The following is an 18,686-nucleotide window of genomic DNA, read 5'->3' on the forward strand; positions in this document are numbered from 1 at the left end:
CAACGGTCCCGGATCCGGCGCGTACTCCGGAGCGACGCCCGGCACGAGCACCCGTGCGGTCCCGGGCGCGGACGCCGATCGCCCCGTAGCCGACCCGCGTCCCTGGACCTCGCCCGGCACCCCGATCACGCCGAGCACGGACGCCGACCGTCCGGTGGTCGACCGTCCGGTGGTCGACGCGCACGCCGGGACGACGTCCCGGACCGCCACCCACGCCACGCCGACCACCGGCCGGCCGCAGGCCGATGTGGACGTCCCAGCAGAGGAAGGCGTCCGGGGAGCCGACGCAGGCATACGGCCCGAGTCCCGCTCGGACGGAAGCCGGCCCGATGCCGGAGTGGACGTCCAAGCTGTGTCCGGGGCGAACCTCGTCCGTCCGGAAGCCGACGCGGACACCCGGCCCACACAGGGCACGGAACGCCTCGGAGCCGGCACTCCCTCTGACCGGAGCGACAAGCCGTCGGAGAACGGCCGACCGGCGGAGAAGACGCCTCCACCGTCCCCCGGCGCCGAGGCGTGGTTCCGCCCGAACCAGCCCGCGGAAGCCCCGAAACCGCCGGAGATCTTGGACGATTTCGGCCCCTCTGGGGGCCCTTTCGTACCAAGATCTCTACCCGGCCAGGACTCGATCGCACCGTCGGGTGGCGAGCGCAGTGGGGTGCAGTCCGTCGAGACGTCGACGGCATCCCTCGGCGCGCCAACGCTGGGCACGCACCCGACCGTTGACGACGGGTCTCCAGCGGTGGCGGGGGCTTCGGAATCGGCGGCGAAGGGGCCGGAAGCCGCAACGACCACAGTGGAGACGAACGCAGCGGACGCGAGGAAGGCGCCGGAACTCGATGCCGTGGTGCCAGCAGGCACTCCCGTGCTCACCGTGCCCGGTGCGAGCGGCGGTCCAGCACCGGCGTCCACTGCCGATGCGAACGCACCCGCACCCGCACCTGCACCCGCACCCACCAGCACCAGCACCAGCACCAGCACCAGCACCAGCAAACCCGCGGGCACCCTCGACGCACCGCCGGCACCCACACCCACGCCGGCACCGGCACCTATCGTCACCGCCTCGGCCGTGGACGCGTCGACCGCCGGCGCATCGGCCGATGCCGCAACGACCACCGACGCACCGGCCGTACCCGTGCACGCGCCGATCACCCCGCCGACGGCCGAGCCGACGACGGCGGACACCAGCGTTCCCGTACCCGACGGTCCGCGCGCCGAGCCCGAGCCGCACGGCGCGATGGCTGCCGCACCCGAGCGGCTCAGCCCTGCGCCGGAGCGCACTCCGAACGATGTCGCCGCCTCCGGCACCACCGAGACCCGGCAGGACGACGCGGCACCGGAGAGCACTGCCGACGAGACGACGCGCGAGACCATCGCCGACGGCACAGCCCAGGGACCAGCGGCGGCAGACGGCACCGACCACTCCGCGCCCACATCGTCCACCCCGGACCCGGTCGACGCGGCCGCTGATACGGACACCACCGTTGCCGCACCCGCGCAACAGGCGCAGGCCGACGACGCCGAACCGACGCCGACAAGCACCGAGCACGACGCCGACCACGCCGGCAGCGCCGAGCACACCAACAGCACCGAGCACGCCGACGCCGACGACGCGCAGGATCGGCGTACCCCCGAAGAAGCCGGAACCGACGACGGCGCCGGACCTGCGGCGGACGCCGAGCCGCCGCCTCCTGTCGACCCGGAGCAGGCCCTCGCCGCGGTCGGCTGGGAGCTGGATCCGCTGACGCTGCGCGAGCAGGCCCCCGACCCGGCCCAGTTGCGGGTCATCCGGGACGGGCTCACCGGCAAGCTCGACACCACGCTCGACAACCGCAGCCGGGCCCGGCTGCTCAGCCTGCGCGCGGTGGCGTCCCGGGTCCTCGGTGACCTGGACGACGCGCTCGGGGACGCGCGGCTCGCCGTCACGTACGCGGAGGCCACCGGCGAGTTCCGGCGGACCGCGCTGGCCCGCGCGCGCCTCGCCGAGGCGCTGCGGTGGCGGGGTGAACACGCGGAGGCGGACCGGCTCTTCGCGGAGGCGAACTCGCCGGAGCTGCCGGACCGGCTGCGTGCGCTGCTGCACGAGCACGCCGGGCGGTCCTGCTACGACCAGGGCCGGCTGACCGAGGCGTGCCTGCACTTCGAGCGGGCGCTGGACCTGCGTCACGGCGAGGACGCGCAGCTCAACGCCCGGGTCGAGGTCGCGCTGGACGCGGTCGCGGAGCGGGCCGCCGCCGACGGCTTCGGGCCCGCGCCGCGCCGGCCCGAGGAGGTGCTCGGCACGCCGCGTCCGCCGGCGGCGACGTTCGACGAGGAGCAAGAGCTCTGGGGGTACGCGGACGCCGACGGCGAGATGGTCATCGCGCACCGGTACGCCGAGGCGCAGCCGTTCCACGAGGGAATGGCCTGGGTGCGCCGGCCGGAGGCGTCCCGGTGGGCGCTCATCGACACGTCCGGCGCGGCGCTGATCGAGGCGAACAACGGCTACCGGGCGGTGGTGCCCTTCTCGGAAGGGCTGTCCTGGGTGTCGATGGACGGCAAGGGCCGGTGGATGGCCGTCGACCGGATGAACATCGTGAAGATCCCGCCCGGGTACGAGGAGGCCAAGCCGTTCCGCAACGGCCTGGCGGCGGTACGGCAGAACGGCGGCTGGGGTGCGGTGGACCTGACCGGCGAGGTGGTGGTGCCGACCCGCTACCACCGTCTCGGCACGCCGCTCGCGGACGGTCGCGAGGTCGACGGGTTCACCGCCGACGGACTGGCGGTGGTCGAGCTGGCCGGTCGCCGCGGCGTGGTGGACCGGGCCGGGCGGGTGGTGGTGCCACCGGCGTACCCGACGGTGGTGGTGCATCCGGTGGCGTTCCTGGTCGCCACCGAGTCGGGCCGGTGGGGCGCGCTGGACCGGCGCGGCGAGCCGCTCATCGACCCGGTGCATCCGGGGCGCGCGGCGGTGGTCGCGGAGATCGACCGGCTGCTCGCCGACGCCAGCCCGGTGCTCTGACCCGCGCCCGGCACGCCACCTCGAGCGGCGGCGACCCGGCCCGTCAGCGTCTGGCCGCCCCGGCGACCCGGCTCGGCCGCTCACGCCGTCGGCGGAGGGCCCAGCAGTTCGATGCCGTTGCGGGCTGCGGCGTGCCCGAGCGCTGCCGGGTCGATCGGCGCCGGGTCGGGCAGCCGGCGGTGCGGAGCCGGTACGCCTGCTTCCGCGGCGAACCGCTCGAACCCGGCCGGGGTGGTGATCTGGAGCGCGCGCAACGGCTCGTCCGGGCCGACCACGAACGTGTGCGCCAGGCCCACCGGCAGCAGGACGAAGTCACCGGGGCCGGCGGTGAGCGTCTCGCCGTCGCAGTGGAACCGGGCGGTGCCGGAGAGCAGGTAGGACATCTCGTCCTCGACCTGATGGCGGTGCAGGGGCGGGGCGAAGCCCGGCGGGTTCACGAACTCGGCGACGGTGAGGCGGTCCCGGGTGTGCCGGCCACCGGCCTTCAACGTGCAGAGGTTGCCGAGGAACCAGTACGCCTCGCCGTCGTCGGGGCCGAGCAGGTAGGGGCGGACGGACATGGGTGGCCTCCGATTTCAGTGAACGCGGAAACATTCGATAGCCGGGAGTCTAGTGAATAGATTGTTAGTATCGCGAGGTCATGGCTGGAGTCAAGGACGGCAAGTCGACGCGCCCCTACCGCTCGGCGGTGCGCGAGGAGAGCGCCCGGCGTACCCGTCAGGCGGTCGTGCGGGCGGCGACCGACCTGTTCGTGACGCGCGGCTACGCGGCGACGTCACTGGCCGACGTGGCCGCCGAGGCGGGCGTCGCCCGGCCCACCGTGTTCGCCGCATTCGGCTCCAAGGCCGCCCTGCTGCGCCAGGTGCTCGACGAGGCGCTCGCCGGCGACGACGAGCCGGTGCCGGTGGCGCGCCGCCCCTGGTTCCAGCCGGTCTGGGAGGCGTCCGACCAGGGCGCGGTGCTCGACGCGTACGCCGGGGTCTGCACGCTGATCGGCCACCGCGCGGCCGGCGCCTTCGAGACGGTCCGCCGCGCGGCGGACGAGGCGCCCGAGGTGGCCGAACTGTGGGAGACGCTGCTGCGCAACCGCCGCGCGGGCGCCGCCATGGTGGTCGACCGGCTGCTCACCCTGGACGGCCCGCTCCGGCCGGACGCGGGCACCGACCGCGCGGTCGACGCGCTGTGGTTCTACAACGACCCGGCGCACTACGCGGCGCTGGTGCAGCGGTGCGGGTGGACGGAGGAGAGTTTCCGGCAGTGGCTCGCCGTCCGGATGCGCGACGCGCTGCTGGGGGCGTGAACGCCGGACGGCGTCCGCGACCGGGCGGGTCTAGGGTCGGGAGCATGGAATTCCGTCACCTGGGCCGCTCCGGCCTGATGGTCAGCGAGATCTCGTACGGCAACTGGATCACCCACGGCTCGCAGGTCGAGGAGGACGCGGCGGTCGCGTGCGTCCGCGCCGCGATCGACAGCGGCATCACCACCTTCGACACCGCCGACGTGTACGCGGGCACCCGCGCCGAGTCGGTGCTCGGCCGCGCGCTCAAGGGCGAGCGTCGCGAAGGGCTGGAGATCTTCACCAAGGTCTACTGGCCGACCGGTCCCGGCCGCAACGACAGGGGTCTGTCCCGCAAGCACATCATGGAGTCGATCGACGGCTCGCTGCGCCGCCTCCAGACCGACCACGTGGACCTGTACCAGGCCCACCGCTACGACTACAGCACTCCGCTGGAGGAGACGATGGAGGCCTTCGCCGACGTCGTACGCTCCGGCAAGGCGCACTACATCGGCGTCTCCGAGTGGAAGGCGTCCCAGCTGCGCGAGGCGCACACGCTCGCCCGTGAGCTGCGCATCCCGCTGATCTCGAACCAGCCGCAGTACTCGATGCTGTGGCGGGTCATCGAGACCGAGGTGATCCCCACCAGCGAGGAGCTGGGCATCGGCCAGATCGTCTGGTCGCCGATGGCCCAGGGTGTGCTGTCCGGCAAGTACCTGCCGGGCCAGCCGCCGCCCGCGGGCTCCCGCGCCACCGACGAGAAGTCCGGCGCCGGGTTCATCGCCCGGTTCATGACCGACGACGTGCTCACCCGCGTGCAGCGGCTCAAGCCGCTGGCCGAGCAGGCCGGGCTGACCATGCCGCAGCTCGCCGTCGCCTGGGTGCTCCAGAACCCGAACGTCTCCTCGGCGATCGTCGGCGCGTCCCGGCCGGAGCAGGTGCACGACAACGTGAAGGCGGCGGGCGTGAAGCTCGACGCCGACCTGCTCAAGGCGATCGACGAGATCGTCGAGCCGGTCACCGAGCGGGATCCGGCGAAGACCGAGAGCCCGGCTCAGCGCCCGTGACGTCGCGTCGTTCCCGGGCCGGCTCGGACCGGCCCGGGAACGACCGGGCCGGCTACTCCCAGAAGCGGATCAGGGCGTAGCCGATCTGGTACAGCTCGCGCGGCAGGCCGAGCGCGTCGCCGACGGCGAAGACCGCGCCGAAGAACACCCGGTTGATCTGCGGGCTCCACAGCAGCGCGAAGAGCAGAATGAAGCCGTACGGGGCGAACAGGTCGTACATCCGCCGGTAGGCGGGGCTGAGCCAGGGCTGGAGCATGTTGCCGCCGTCCAGGCCCGGCACCGGCAGCAGGTTGAGCACGCTGGCGGTGAGCTGGAGGAACGCGAGCAGCCCGACGCCGGCCCAGAACTCCAGCGGCCCGCCCAGTTCCGGCCCCCATGCCACCGCCGCGACCAGCACCAGCGTGAACAGCACGTTGGTGGCCGGCCCGGCCAGGCTGACCAGCGTGTGCCGAAGCCGGCCGGGGATCGCGTGCCGGTCCACCCAGACCGCGCCACCGGGCAGGCCGATGCCGCCGAGCAGCACCACGACCACCGGCAGCACGATCGACAGCAGTGGGCTGGTGTACTTCAGCGGGTTGAGCGTGAGATAGCCGCGGTGCGCGATGTCCCGGTCACCGGACCGGTACGCGACCACGGCGTGCGCGTACTCGTGCAGGCACAGCGAGACCAGCCAGCCCGAGACGACGAAGAGGAACACGTCGAAGCCGACGTTGCCGTACCGGTTCCAGGTCATCACCCCGGAGGCGACGAAGAGTGCCACCAGGGCCAGGAAGATCGGGCTGGGCCGGAACGCCGCCCGGGGCACGCCGAGGATCAGCGGCTCGCCCGGGCGGTCGTAGCCCGTCATTCGGCCGGGGGTTGCAGGCTCATCCGGTAGTCCACCCGGTCGTCCTCGACCAGCACGACTGTGGTGACGCCGGATGCCGCGAGCTCCCGCCAGGCCTGGCCGATCCACGACTCGGCGTCCGCCTGGCTCGGGAACGACTCGGCCGGCCCGTCGGCCGCGTCGCCGTTCGTGCCCTCGTACCGCCAGCTCCACGCCATGCCGCGTCTCCCCTCGCCGCCGTCGTCCCGTGGGACGCCAAACCTCCGCAAGCCTAGTCGGCCCCGCCGACGACGGCCCGCCACCACATGGATCATGCCCACCCCCACCGCCGGACCGCACCCGCGATCTTGCGGTTAGCGCCCCGACAGAGCGGTCATTCCCGGCACCCCGGGGGCCACAAGTGCAAGATCAGCGCCGCGAGAGGGCGGGGCGCGGGCGGGGAGGGGCGAGCTGCCCGGAACGCGGGCGGGCGAACTAAGGTACGGGCATGTCCGTTGACGGGTGGCACACCCTCCTGGTGCTCGGCGGTATCCGCTCCGGCAAGTCCGAGTTCGCCGAGTCTCTGGTCGCCGACGCGCCCACGGTCCGGTACGTGGCCACCGCCCCGGCCGGGGATCCGGAGGACACCGAGTGGGCGACCCGCCTCGCGGCGCACCGCGCCCGCCGCCCGGGGAGCTGGAGCACCGAGGAGACCGCGGCGGATCCGGGCCGGCTGGTCGAGGTGATCGTCGCCGCCGGGCCGAACGAGACGCTTCTCGTGGACGACCTGGGCGGCTGGGTGACGGTGCTGCTCGACCCGGCCCACCAGCCGGCCGACGACACCGCGACGATCGCCGAGCTGGCAGCGGCGGTGCGCTCCAGCACGGCCCGGCTGGTGCTGGTGAGCCCCGAGGTGGGCCTGTCCCTGGTGCCCACCACGCCCCTGGGCTGGGCGTTCACCGACGCGCTCGGCGCAACCAACCGCGCGGTCGCCGACGCCTGCGACGCGGTCGCGCTCGTGGTGGCCGGTCAGACGGCGTGGCTGAAGCCGGCCACTTCGGCCCCCGCGCACGCCGTGCCGCCCGCGGCCACGTCGCCCGAGACCGAGCCCGGCCGCGCCGCCGCGCCCCATCACGCGGCGGCCCAGCCCGCAGCGCACCAGACCGCGCCGCACCAGACCGCGCCGACCCAGGCCGTACCGGCCGACCTCGGCGCCGGGGACGTGTCGCTGCCCGAGGTGCTCACCCCGGCCGCCGCCCCGGTGCCCGCCCCGGCCACATCCGACGAGCCCGGTACGGGCGACTGGGCCGCCCCCACCATGGCGCTGCCGATGATCGCCACCGGTCTGGTCATCCAGCCGGGCATGGAACTGCCGATGCCCGACGACTACACCGGACCGCAGGCGGTCGACCGGCTCGCCACCCTAGACATCCCCGGTGCCGGTCTCGGCGTGCTGGAGCAGGTGGTCGGCTTCGCGGCCGCCACCCAGGGCACCTCGACGCCGCGTCCGTGGGACTCGGTGCGCGTCCTGCTGATCCAGGGCGACCACGAGGGCGGCGCGTCGGCCGGCGCGACGCCCGATGAGTCGGCACGCCGCGCCCGGCAGGCCCGCGCCGGCCGGGGCGCGCTGGCCCGGCTCGCCGCCGAGAACCGGGCCGGCCTGCAGATCGTCGAGGCGCCCGTCGCGGCGCCGATGGAGGACGGCCCGGCCCTGTCCGCCGACGAGGTCGAGGCGGCGCTGCGCTACGGCTGGCGGCTCGCCGAGCAGGCCGCCGACGCGGGAGTGCAGCTGCTGGTGCTCGCCGCGTGCGGTGCGGGGGCCGAGGCCGCCGCCGCAGCGGTGCTCGCGGCCACCGCTGGCGCGGAGCCGCCGACGGTGCTCGGCCGGGTGGTCACCGAGCAGGGCGAGATCGACGACACCGCCTGGATGGTCCGCTGCGCGGCGGTGCGGGACGCGCTGCACCGCACCCGGCGCTCCGCCCGGGAGGCCAAGGACGTCCTGGCCGAGCTGGGCGGCGGCGACATCGCGCTGGCCACCGGCGTACTGCTGGGCGCCACCGCCCGCAAGGTGCCGGTGCTGCTGGACGGGCCGGTCGGCACCGCCGCCGCCATGGTCAGCCGCGACCTGGCCGGGCAGGCCCGGCACTGGTGCCTGCTGCCCGACCACGGCGGCCGTCCGGGCGTACGGCTCGCCGCCGACGTGCTCGGTCTGACCCCGCTGGTGGACCTGCGGCTCGACCTGGGCGAGGGGGCGACCGCGCTGGCCGCGCTGCCGCTGCTGCGCTCCGCGTTGACGCTCGCCGCCACGCTGCCGGTGCACCCGTCGCTGGGCGGCCCCGACCACAGCGGCACCGACGACGACAGCGGCACCGACGACACCGCCGGCGACCGCACCGGCACCGGCACCGGCACCGGCGAGCCCACCGGCGACGACGAACCGGACTTCGCCGAGCCGGAGCCGGCCGGGCCGGGACCGACCACGATCGGGTCGGACGAGCCGGTCTCCCCCGGCCGACGTGCCGACTGAGGCGCGGCTCGCCGACGGCATCCGGCTGGCGCTCACCACGTTCACCACCCTCCCGGTACGCGCCGGACGGGTCGACCGGGCCGCCGCGGGCATCGCGATGGCGCTCGCGCCGCTGGTCGGGGCGCTGCTCGGCGCCGTACTCGGCGGGGTGCTGCTGCTCACCGGCGCGCTCGCGCCACCGCTCGTCGCCGCGGTGGTCACAGTGGGGCTGGGCGCGCTGCTCACCCGGGGCCTGCACCTGGACGGGCTGGCCGACACCGTCGACGCGCTCGGCTCGTACCGGCGTGGTCCGGCCGCGCTGGAGATCATGAAGCAGCCGGACGTCGGCCCGTTCGGGGTGGTCGCGCTGGTGGTCGTACTCCTGCTCCAGAGCGCGGTGCTCGCGGAGCTGGCCGGCCGGGACGCGCTCGCCGCGTTCGCCGCCGTGGTCGCGGCCACCGCGGCCGGGCGGCTGGCCGTCGGCCTGGCCTGCCGGCGCGGCGTGCCGGCGGCCCGGCCGGAGGGCCTGGGCGCGCTCGTCGCCGGCACTGTCGGGTGGACCGCGCTGACGCTCGGCGCGGTCGCCGTCGCGCTGGCGGCGGTGCCCGCGGTGCCGGACCGTCCGTGGCAGGGGCCGCTCGCCGTGCTCGGCGCGCTCGCCGTCGCGGCCGGGCTGCTGCGGCACCTGGTACGCCGCTTCGGCGGCATCACCGGCGACGTGCTCGGAGCGCTCGTGGAGATCGTCACCACGCTGTCCTACCTGGGACTGGTGCTGACCGGCTGAGCGTCACCGGTCCGGGCGGGTAGCGTTCGGGGCGAGTGCACCGGCGCGGTCGAGGGGGACGGCATGCTCATCACGGACGACTTCCTGCCGGTACCGGTGCCCGAGTCGCTCGACGCGACGTACCTGGTACCGATCACCGGGCTGCCCAAGGTGAGCCCGAAGACAGCCGTGGAAGGGCTGGCCGGCCGGCTCTCCGAGCCGGTGCACGGGCTGGCCAAGCAGATGCTCGACAGTCCGCTGATGACCGTGGACACCCGCACCGTGGACGAGTTCCCCGAACTGCCGCCGGACCTGCTCACCGCGTTCGGCGCCACCGAGGAGCAGCTGGCCCGGCTGGCCGCCGCCACCCACCTCGTGGTGGTGCAGGCCGAGTACCGGCCGGGCTGGCCGCCCGCGCACGAGTGGGCCGCCCGCGCCGTGGCCGCGGCGGTGGCCGAGACGGTCGGCGGGGACGTGGTGGACGTCTTCGGGCTCCAGTTCCTCGACCCGGCGGCGGCGCTGCGCTCGCTGCCCGACGAGCAGGGCCGGATCCGGCTCGTCGACTGGGTGCTGGTGCCCTACTCCTCGGATTCCGACGGGCTGTGGTTCACCACCAAGGGACTGCGCCGGTTCGGGCTGCTGGAGTTGCAGGCGCAGGGCGTACCGGACCACCTGACCCGGGCGTGGGGCGCGGTGATGACGGGCGCGGCCCGGCGGCTGCTGCGGGACTGGACCGACGGGCTCGCCGGGGAGGAGGTGCCGGCGTTCGTGCAGCTTCCGGTGCTGGCCACGGTGACCGGGCACGACATCGCCGTGGCGTACGGCAATCCGGAGCAGCACGGCGCGACCGCGCCGGTGCTGCTGCGGCTGGAGCTGGACCCGGCCACCGACCCGGACGCCGACTCGTTCCTGAGCCTCAACCCGCCGCCCGGGCATCCGGGTCCGCCCGGCCGCTACTTCGCCGCCGCCTGCGCGACGCTGTTCAACGGCATCCAGCCGGACGTGCGCTACACCCGCACCGGGGACGCGATGAGCCGCGCGGTGGAGACCGCCCGGGAGGCGCTGGTCGACATCCGGGCCCGGTTCCTGGCCGGGCGGCTGCCCGAGGAGAGCCAGCTCGTGGTCAAGTACGGCCTGCCCGGCGACGACGGCCCCGAGTACGTCTGGGCCGGGGTGACCTCGTGGGACACCCCGGAACGGATCGTCGGCGCCAGCGCCAGCGACGCCAACACCGACCCGGGCGTGCGGATCGGCTCGCCGGTGGTGGTGGAGGCGTCGGACGTGGTCGACTGGGCCGTGCTGGACGGCACCGGCGTACTGGAGGGCGGCTGGACGCAGGCAGTCCTCGACGCCGGGGAGCGCGGCGAGGACTGACCCGCGCGGTTCAGCGCACCGAGGGCTTGACGAACGGCGGCCTGGTCAGGCGCATCCGGGCACGGCGGCCCCGGATGTCCACCTCCAGCTCGTCGCCGTCGGCCAGCTTCGGGTCGGTGTCGACAAGCGCCAGCGCGACGCCGTGCTTGAGCGTCGGGCTGAACGTGCCGCTGGTGACGGTGCCGACCTGCCGGTCGCCCGCGTACACGGCCATCCCGGGGCGCGGGATGGCCCGGTCGACGGCGGTGAGGCCGCGCAGCGTACGGGCCGGGCCGGCGGCCTTCTCGGCGCGCAGCGCGTCGCGGCCCCAGAACGCCGGCTTGTCCCAGCCGACCGCCCAGCCGGAGCGGCCCTGCACCGGGGTGATCTCCGGGGACAGGTCCTGCCCGTGCAGCGGGTAGCCCATCTCGGTGCGCAGCGTGTCCCGGGCGGCCAGGCCGCAGGCGCGTACGTCGTCTGCGGCGGCGAAGAGCGCATCCCAGACGGCGACCGCGTGCTCGGACGCCACGACCAGCTCGTAGCCCAGCTCGCCGGTGTAGCCGGTGCGGCACACGGTCAGCTCCACCCCGTCGAGCGTGGCGGTGGAGAAGCTCATGTAGTCGTGCCCGGTGGGCAGGCCGAGCGCGCCCAGCAGCTCCGCCGAGCGCGGTCCCTGCACGGCGAGCACCGCGTACGCCTCGTGCTCGTCGGTGACTGTGACGCCGGCGGGCGCGGCGGCGCGCAGCCGGCGGGCCACCTCGGCGGTGTTGGCCGCGTTGGGCACCAGGAAGACGTGGTCGTCGGCGTGCAGGTAGGCGATGATGTCGTCCACCACGCCGCCGGTGGCGTCGTCGCAGCACAGCGTGTACTGCGCCTGGCCGGGGGTGATCCGGCCGAGGTCGTTGGTGAGGCAGGCGTTGACGAAGTCCGCCGCGCCCGGCCCGGTGACCCGGATCTTGCCCAGGTGCGAGACGTCGAACACGCCGACGCCCTCGCGGACTGCCGTGTGCTCCTTGAGCACGCCGCCACCGGCGTACTCCAGGGGCATCTGCCAGCCCCCGAAGGGGGCGAACTTCGCGCCGAGCGCGGTGTGCCGCTCGTGCAGCGGGGATCGGCGCAGCCGGGTCTCGGCGGCGTCGGAGGTCACCTCGGTCATGGGTGGCAACTTACCGGCCCGGACCGCTGTGGTTAGCATCGGCGGGATCCCGTCGGCACGCATCGGCGGGACAGCCACGCCTCCCGGCGGGTAGGTTGCCGCCGGAGAGACCTTCATCGCCGGTACGCGACGACGCGGCCGGCCCGGCCCGCCCGGAGTAGCTTTCGTGACATCGCCCCGCACCACCCTCAGCCTGGTCGACACCGACCCCGCCGAACTCGCCGTCGACGCGATCGTGATCGGCGTGCACAGCCAGACCACCGAGCCGGGCAGCGGCGCACCCGCCCACGCCCTGCTGCTGGCCACCGGCGGGGAGAGCATCGCCGCCGCGTTCGACGGAAAGCTGACCGAGACGCTGGCCCTGCTCGGCGCGACCGGTGGCCCGGGCGAGGTGATCAAGCTGGCCACGCTGGGTACCGTGACCGCGCCGCTGGTCGTGGCGGTCGGCCTCGGCCCGGAGCCCTCGGGCGCCGCTCCGGCCCCGGAGTCGCTGCGCCGGGCCGCCGGTGCCGCGGTGCGGGCGCTGGCCGGTGCCCCGCGCGTCGCCCTGGCCCTGCCGCTGCCCGACGACGCCGACGCCCCGGCCGCGCTGCGCGCGGTCGCCGAGGGCGCGCTGCTGGGCGGCTACCGGTTCGCCGGCTACAAGACCAAGCCGCAGCCGGCCCGGCGCGAGCCGGTGGCCGAGGTGCTGGTGGCGGTGCCGGACGCGGCCGACGCGACCGCCCAGGCCGAGATCGCGCGGGCACAGGCGGTGGCCGGTGCGGTGCGGACCAGCCGGGACTGGATCAACACCGCCCCGAACGAGCTGCGTCCCCCGGCGTTCGCCGACGTCGTCTCCGCCGCCGCCCGCGAGGCGGGGCTGGAGGTCGAGGTGCTGGACGAGGCGGCGCTGGCGGCCGGCGGCTACGGCGGCATCCTCGCCGTCGGTCAGGGCTCCGAGGCCCCGCCGCGGCTGGTGAAGCTCACCTACACGCCCGCCGGTGGCGGCAACGGCAAGCGGGTCGCGCTGGTCGGCAAGGGCATCACGTTCGACACCGGCGGCATCTCGATCAAGCCGGCGCAGGGCATGTGGGAGATGAAGTCGGACATGGCCGGCGCGGCGGCGGTCGGCGCGGCCATGCTGGCGGTCGCGGCGCTCAAGCCGTCGGTCACCGTCACCGGCTACCTGCCGATGGCGGAGAACATGCCGTCGGGCACCAGCTACCGGCCGGGTGACGTGATCAGCATGTTCAACGGCAAGAAGGTGGAGGTGCTCAACACCGACGCCGAGGGCCGGATGGTGCTGGCCGACGCGATGGCGCGGGCCTGCGCGGACGGCGCGGACTACCTGTTCGAGACCTCCACGCTGACCGGCGGCCAGGTGATCGCGCTGGGCAAGCGGATCGCCGGTGTGATGGGCACCCCGGAGCTGTGCGAGCGGGTGCGGGTGGCCGGTGACGCGACCGGCGAGCCGGCCTGGCCGATGCCGCTGCCCGACGACGTGCGCAAGGGCATGGAGTCGGACGTCGCGGACATCTCGCAGGTCAACGCCGGGATGGACCGGGCCGGGCACATGCTCCAGGGCGGCGTGTTCCTGCGCGAGTTCGTGACCGACGACGTGGCGTGGGCGCACATCGACATCGCCGGTCCGGGCTACCACTCGGGCGAGGCGACCGGTTACTGGACCAAGGGTGGCACCGGCGTGCCGGTGCGCACGCTCGTGCACCTGGTCGAGGACGTCGCCACCAACGGCTGACGGGTAAGGAAGGGCCCCTTCTTAACGCCTCGCGTTGTAGAAGGGGCCCTTTTTAACACCCGCGCGCAGATAGCTCAGAACAGCTCGGGGCGGCGCTTGCGGCGCTCGTTGTAGTCGCGCATGCGCTGCGGATAGCCCATCAGCCGCACGTCGTAGATCGGGATGGCGATCCGGTGCGCCCAGCGGCGTGCTTCGTCCGGCCCGCCGACACGCCGCCGGGTCCACTCGCCGTCGTCGGCGATCAGCATGATCGTGGTCTCGGTGACCGTCGTACGGGGCTCGATGTACGCCTCGACGCCCTTGCGGGTCCGGACGAAGTTCTCCAGATGGTCCAGATCGGCGCGGTCGGCGGCGCGGTCGCGGCTCGCCGGGGCCGCCCGCTTACGTCGTCGGAACAGCCCCACCGAATCCACTCCTCCCCCAGCGCCGTCATCGAAGACGGTGCCAAGGGTACGTGTCACCGACGTGTCGTTGGGCACCTCGGTACGCGCTCGGTCCGTGGTGGTGACAAGATGACCGAGGTGGGGTGTGCCTGTTACTCCGCCGTAACCCCCGATGCAGTGACGCGACCTGGGAGTTGGATGTGAGCGAGCCGAACGACACGACCTTCGACATCGTCATCCTCGGAGGTGGTAGCGGCGGCTACGCGGCGGCGCTGCGTGCCGCCCAGCTGGACCTCTCCGTCGCGCTCATCGAGAAGAGCAAGCTGGGCGGGACCTGCCTGCACAACGGGTGCATCCCGACCAAGGCGCTGCTGCACGCCGCCGAGATCGCCGACCAGACCCGCGAGTCCGAGCAGTTCGGCGTGAAGGCCGAGCTGGTCGGCATCGACATGAAGGCCGTCAACTCGTACAAGGACGGCGTGATCTCCCGCCTGTACAAGGGTCTCCAGGGCCTGGTCGGCGGCAACAAGAAGATCACCTTCGTGGCGGGCGCCGGCAAGCTGGTCGGCAAGAACGTCGTCGAGGTCGACGGCAAGCGCTACACCGGCCGCAACGTCGTGCTGGCCTCCGGCTCGTACGCCAAGAGCCTGCCCGGCCTGGACGTCGACGGCGAGCGGATCATCACCAGCGACCACGCCCTGACGCTGGACCGGATCCCGTCGTCGGCGATCGTCCTCGGCGGCGGCGTGATCGGCGTCGAGTTCGCCAGCGTCTGGAAGTCCTTCGGCGTGGACGTGACCATCGTCGAGGCGCTGCCCCGCCTGGTCGCCGCCGAGGACGAGGAGTCGTCGAAGGCGCTGGAGCGGGCGTTCCGCAAGCGGAAGATCAACTTCAAGGTCGGCAAGCCGTTCGAGAAGGTCGAGAAGACCGACAAGGGCGTGAAGCTGACCATTCAGGGCGGCGACACGGTCGAGGCCGAGCTGCTGCTGGTCGCCGTGGGCCGCGGCCCGAACACCGCCGGCCTCGGCTACGAGGAGCAGGGCGTCAAGATGGACCGCGGCTACGTGCTGACCGACGAGCGGCTGCGCACCAGCGTGCCGAACGTCTACGCGGTCGGCGATATCGTGCCCGGCCTGCAGCTCGCGCACCGCGGCTTCCAGCAGGGCATCTTCGTCGCCGAGGAGATCGCCGGGAAGAACCCGGCCGTGATCGACGAGGCCGGCATCCCGCGCGTCACCTACTGCGACCCGGAGCTGGCGTCGGTCGGCCTGACCGAGGCAAAGGCCAAGGAGCAGTACGGCGCCGACAAGATCAAGACCTACAACTACAACCTGGGCGGCAACGGCAAGAGCCAGATCCTCAAGACCGCCGGCCACGTGAAGCTGGTCCGGGTGGACGACGGCCCGGTGGTCGGCGTGCACATGGTCGGCGCCCGGGTCGGTGAGCTGATCGGCGAGGCGCAGCTCATCTACAACTGGGAGGCGTACCCGGCCGAGGTGGCGCAGCTCGTGCACGCCCACCCGACGCAGAACGAGGCTCTGGGCGAGGCGCACCTGGCCCTGGCCGGCAAGCCGCTGCACGCGCACGCCTGACACGACAACCGCGGCGTCCGGCGACGGGCGATGATCCCACCAGGGGAATGAAGGAGTCTGGAGAACATGCCGGTATCGGTCACCATGCCCCGGCTCGGCGAGAGCGTCACCGAGGGCACCGTCACGCGCTGGCTCAAGCAGGAGGGTGACACCGTCGAGGTCGACGAGCCCCTGCTCGAGGTGTCGACCGACAAGGTCGACACCGAGATCCCGTCCCCCGCGGCGGGCGTGCTGAGCCGGATCGTGGTCGGCGAGGACGAGACCGCCGAGGTCGGCAGCGAGCTGGCGGTCATCGCCGGCGAGGGCGAGGACGCGGGCGCGGCTCCCACGGAGAAGGCCGAGCCGGCCACCGAGCCGACGGCCGCCGCCGAGGGCACCGGCCCCGAGCCGGAGCAGGCCCAGGAGGCCGAGGAGGCCGCTGCCGAGCCGGGCGCCGAGGCCGAGCAGCCGGCCGTCGAGGAGCCGGCCGAGCCCGCGCCGTCGGGCGAGGGCACGCCGGTGACCATGCCGGCCCTGGGCGAGAGCGTCACCGAGGGTACTGTCACCCGCTGGCTCAAGCAGGTCGGCGAGACCGTCGAGGTGGACGAGCCGCTGCTGGAGGTCTCCACCGACAAGGTCGACACCGAGATCCCGTCGCCGGTCGCCGGCACGCTGCAGGAGATCAAGGTCGCCGAGGACGAGACCGCCGACGTCGGCGCCGTGCTGGCGATCGTCGGGGTGGCCGGCGCCGCGCCCGCGAAGGCGGAGCCGAAGCCCGAGCCCAAGCCGGAGCCCAAGGCCGAGGCGAAGCCCGAGCCGAAGCCGGAGCCGAAGGTCGAGGAGCCCACGCCGGGCGCGTCCTACAACGAGCCGGCCGCCGAGGCGGAGCAGGCCGCGCAGCCGGCCAAGGCCGAGCAGGCGGCCCAGCCGGCCGCGCCGGCCGCCGCGCAGCGCCCGAGCGTTCCGTCCGAGTACGGCGAGGACGCCGCCGGGTACGTGACGCCGCTGGTGCGAAAGCTCGCCGCCGAGCACGGCGTGGACCTGGGCTCGATCAAGGGCACCGGCGTGGGTGGCCGCATCCGCAAGCAGGACGTGCTGGAGGCGGCCGAGAAGGCGAAGGCCGCCAAGCCCGCGCCGGCCGCCGCCGCTGCCCCGTCCGCACCCGCCCCGGCCAAGCCGGCCGCCAAGCCGGAGCCGAGCGCCAAGCGGGGCACCACGGAGAAGCTGCCGCGGATCCGTTCGATCATCGCCAAGCGTCTCCAGCAGTCGCTGCACGAGACGGCGCAGCTGACCACCGTCGTCGAGGTCGACGTCACCAAGGTCGCCAAGCTGCGGGCGCGGGCCAAGGACTCGTTCCAGGCCAAGCACGGCGTGAAGCTGTCCTTCCTGCCGTTCTTCGCGGTGGCCGCGATCGAAGCGCTCCAGACGTACCCGATCATCCAGGCCAGCATGGACCTGGACGGCGGGACGATCACCTACCCGGGCGCCGAGCACCTGGGCATCGCGGTGGACACCGAGCGCGGGCTGCTCACGCCGGTCATCCACAACGCCGGCGACCTGAACATGGGTGGCCTGGCCAAGCGGATCGCCGACCTGGCCGAGCGCACCCGGGCCAACAAGATCACCCCGGACGAGATGGCCGGGGCGACGTTCACGCTCACCAACACCGGCAGCCGGGGCGCCCTGTTCGACACCCCGATCGTGCCGTCGCCGCAGTCGGCGATGCTCGGCACGGGTGCCGTGGTGAAGCGTCCGGTCGTGGTGAACGACCCGGAACTGGGCGAGGTCGTGGCGATCCGCTCGATGGTCTACCTGGCTCTGTCGTACGACCACCGGCTGATCGACGGCGCCGACGCGGCCCGCTTCCTCACCGCGGTGAAGGAGCGGCTGGAGGGCGGCAACTTCGAGGCCGAGCTGGGTCTGTAGATCCGAGACGGCGAGGGGCGCGCGGCGACATGCCGCGCGCCCCCTTCCTCGTTTCCGCGGGTCAGCCGCGCAGGTGCGCCTCGGAGACGGTCCAGAGCTGCTCGGCGGCCTCCGGGTCCCGGGCGTACGCGGCCCAGCCGGTGCGAGTGCCCGGCTGGTTCGGCCCGGCCTCCTGGCAGTCCTCGAAGTACCGGCCGCCGACGCCGTCGAGCAGCGGCGAGGTGGCGACCAGCACCGAGGTCGCCGCGCCCTGCTCCGGGGTCTTGAAGGCGGCCGCGTTGCCGCTGCGCATCCGCGCCAGCTCCTCCTCGCTGATGTAGCGCTGGAGGTTGGTCCGGATCGCGCCCGGCATCAGCGCGTTGGTGTAGATGCCGTCGTCGGCCCAGCGGCGGGTCGCCTCCACCGCGAACAGCACGTTCGCGGTCTTGGACTGCCCGTACGCCAGCCACGGGTCGTACGGCCGCTGCCGGAAGTGGATGTCGGAGAACACCACCGGCGAGCGCAGGTGCGCCGCCGAGCTGACCGAGACGATCCGCGCGCCGTCGGCCGCGGCGAGCGCCGGGCGCAGCCCGGTGGCGAGCGCGAAGTGCCCGAGGTGGTTGGTCGCGAACTGCATCTCCCAGCCCTGCTCGGTGCGCATCTCGGGCGAGGCCATGATCCCGGCGTTGTTGACGAGCATGTGCAGTGGCCCGTCCCAGGTGCGGACGAACGCGGCCACCGAGGCGAGGTCGGCGAGGTCGAGCGGGGCGACCAGGATCCGGTCGTTGCCGGTGGTGCCGATGATGTCGTCGGCGGCACGCTGCCCGGCCTCGGTGTTGCGGACGGCGAGTGTGACGTCGGCTCCGGCGGCGGCGAGCGCGCGGGCGGTCTCCACGCCGATCCCGGAGGCGCCGCCGGTGACGACGGCCCGCCGGTCGGTCAGGTCCAGGTCGCGGACCACCTCCAGGGCTGTTGTCTCGGCGGAGAACGGGGTGGTGACTGGTGTCGAGCTGGTCATGGTCCATCCTTGTCGACGGCGACGCGGACCGATGTCCGCCCGCTACGATGAGAAGCGGAGGATCCTCCGTTACTCCGCCAGCATAATCGGAGGGGGCTCCGGTTACCATCGTGCCGGGCCGGCGACCCGGTCGAGGGAGGAGTGCCC

At 73.8% G+C, this 18,686-nt stretch carries 15 protein-coding genes; 9 read left to right on the forward strand and 6 right to left on the reverse strand.

Annotated elements, in window-relative coordinates; translation table 11 throughout:
- The first annotated feature begins 1,135 nt into the window (after positions 1-1,135).
- Positions 1,136-3,001, forward strand: a complete 1,866-nt coding sequence (locus IF06_RS0121200) for a WG repeat-containing protein (RefSeq protein WP_030273048.1) — start codon at positions 1,136-1,138, stop codon at positions 2,999-3,001.
- 80 nt (positions 3,002-3,081) lie between these two features.
- Here the strand turns inward: IF06_RS0121200 and IF06_RS0121205 are convergent, their stop codons facing one another.
- On the reverse strand, positions 3,082-3,561 hold the full coding sequence (locus tag IF06_RS0121205; RefSeq protein ID WP_030273049.1) for a cupin domain-containing protein: 480 nt from the start codon (positions 3,559-3,561) through the stop codon (positions 3,082-3,084).
- A gap of 80 nt (positions 3,562-3,641) precedes the next feature.
- Here IF06_RS0121205 and IF06_RS0121210 point away from each other — a divergent pair, with 80 nt between their 5' ends.
- Entirely contained in the window at positions 3,642-4,301 is a 660-nt protein-coding gene (locus IF06_RS0121210) for a TetR/AcrR family transcriptional regulator (RefSeq protein WP_013287720.1), read from the forward strand.
- 44 nt (positions 4,302-4,345) lie between these two features.
- Positions 4,346-5,344: an aldo/keto reductase family protein gene (locus tag IF06_RS0121215; protein ID WP_030273051.1), complete on the forward strand. Its 999-nt coding sequence runs from the start codon at positions 4,346-4,348 to the stop codon at positions 5,342-5,344.
- Positions 5,345-5,396: 52 nt separating this feature from the next.
- Here the strand turns inward: IF06_RS0121215 and IF06_RS0121220 are convergent, their stop codons facing one another.
- The gene (locus tag IF06_RS0121220; protein WP_013475714.1) at positions 5,397-6,191 is read right to left on the reverse strand and encodes a site-2 protease family protein; all 795 of its coding nucleotides are present in this window, start codon (positions 6,189-6,191) and stop codon (positions 5,397-5,399) included.
- Positions 6,188-6,388, reverse strand: coding sequence for a hypothetical protein (locus IF06_RS0121225; RefSeq protein ID WP_013287723.1), 201 nt, complete (start codon positions 6,386-6,388; stop codon positions 6,188-6,190). Before IF06_RS0121225 ends, IF06_RS0121220 begins: the two co-directional genes overlap by 4 nt.
- Before the next feature lie 269 nt (positions 6,389-6,657).
- Here IF06_RS0121225 and IF06_RS0121230 point away from each other — a divergent pair, with 269 nt between their 5' ends.
- From IF06_RS0121230 to IF06_RS0121240, 3 genes are all read left to right on the forward strand, one after another.
- Positions 6,658-8,676: a bifunctional adenosylcobinamide kinase/adenosylcobinamide-phosphate guanylyltransferase gene (locus IF06_RS0121230; protein WP_030273054.1), complete on the forward strand. Its 2,019-nt coding sequence runs from the start codon at positions 6,658-6,660 to the stop codon at positions 8,674-8,676.
- A complete protein-coding gene (gene cobS / locus IF06_RS0121235) occupies positions 8,666-9,439 on the forward strand; it encodes an adenosylcobinamide-GDP ribazoletransferase (RefSeq protein ID WP_030273055.1) in 774 nt (257 codons plus the stop codon). The genes IF06_RS0121230 and cobS overlap by 11 nt, the downstream gene beginning before the upstream one ends.
- 63 nt (positions 9,440-9,502) lie before the next feature.
- The gene (locus tag IF06_RS0121240; protein ID WP_030273056.1) at positions 9,503-10,792 is read left to right on the forward strand and encodes a DUF2314 domain-containing protein; all 1,290 of its coding nucleotides are present in this window, start codon (positions 9,503-9,505) and stop codon (positions 10,790-10,792) included.
- A gap of 10 nt (positions 10,793-10,802) precedes the next feature.
- Here IF06_RS0121240 and gcvT read toward each other — a convergent pair whose 3' ends face one another.
- On the reverse strand, positions 10,803-11,927 hold the full coding sequence (gene gcvT / locus IF06_RS0121245) for a glycine cleavage system aminomethyltransferase GcvT (protein WP_030273057.1): 1,125 nt from the start codon (positions 11,925-11,927) through the stop codon (positions 10,803-10,805).
- A gap of 166 nt (positions 11,928-12,093) precedes the next feature.
- Here gcvT and IF06_RS0121250 point away from each other — a divergent pair, with 166 nt between their 5' ends.
- Positions 12,094-13,662: a leucyl aminopeptidase gene (locus IF06_RS0121250; protein ID WP_030273058.1), complete on the forward strand. Its 1,569-nt coding sequence runs from the start codon at positions 12,094-12,096 to the stop codon at positions 13,660-13,662.
- A gap of 74 nt (positions 13,663-13,736) precedes the next feature.
- On the opposite strand, the gene IF06_RS0121255 is transcribed toward IF06_RS0121250, so the two are convergent.
- Positions 13,737-14,066: a hypothetical protein gene (locus IF06_RS0121255; RefSeq protein ID WP_013287729.1), complete on the reverse strand. Its 330-nt coding sequence runs from the start codon at positions 14,064-14,066 to the stop codon at positions 13,737-13,739.
- A 179-nt stretch (positions 14,067-14,245) separates the two neighbouring features.
- Here IF06_RS0121255 and lpdA point away from each other — a divergent pair, with 179 nt between their 5' ends.
- Both lpdA and sucB read left to right on the forward strand, forming a co-directional pair.
- Positions 14,246-15,637 (forward strand): dihydrolipoyl dehydrogenase, encoded by a 1,392-nt coding sequence (gene lpdA / locus IF06_RS0121260; RefSeq protein ID WP_013475708.1) that lies wholly within the window; start codon positions 14,246-14,248, stop codon positions 15,635-15,637.
- A gap of 66 nt (positions 15,638-15,703) precedes the next feature.
- Positions 15,704-17,542, forward strand: a complete 1,839-nt coding sequence (gene sucB, locus IF06_RS0121265; protein WP_030273062.1) for a 2-oxoglutarate dehydrogenase, E2 component, dihydrolipoamide succinyltransferase — start codon at positions 15,704-15,706, stop codon at positions 17,540-17,542.
- Positions 17,543-17,603: 61 nt separating this feature from the next.
- Here sucB and IF06_RS0121270 read toward each other — a convergent pair whose 3' ends face one another.
- A complete protein-coding gene (locus IF06_RS0121270; RefSeq protein WP_030273064.1) occupies positions 17,604-18,539 on the reverse strand; it encodes an SDR family NAD(P)-dependent oxidoreductase in 936 nt (311 codons plus the stop codon).
- Positions 18,540-18,686: the final 147 nt, after the last annotated feature.

Origin of the sequence: Micromonospora globosa (assembly GCF_000717585.1) — a bacterium.
Taxonomy (GTDB): domain Bacteria; phylum Actinomycetota; class Actinomycetes; order Mycobacteriales; family Micromonosporaceae; genus Micromonospora; species Micromonospora aurantiaca.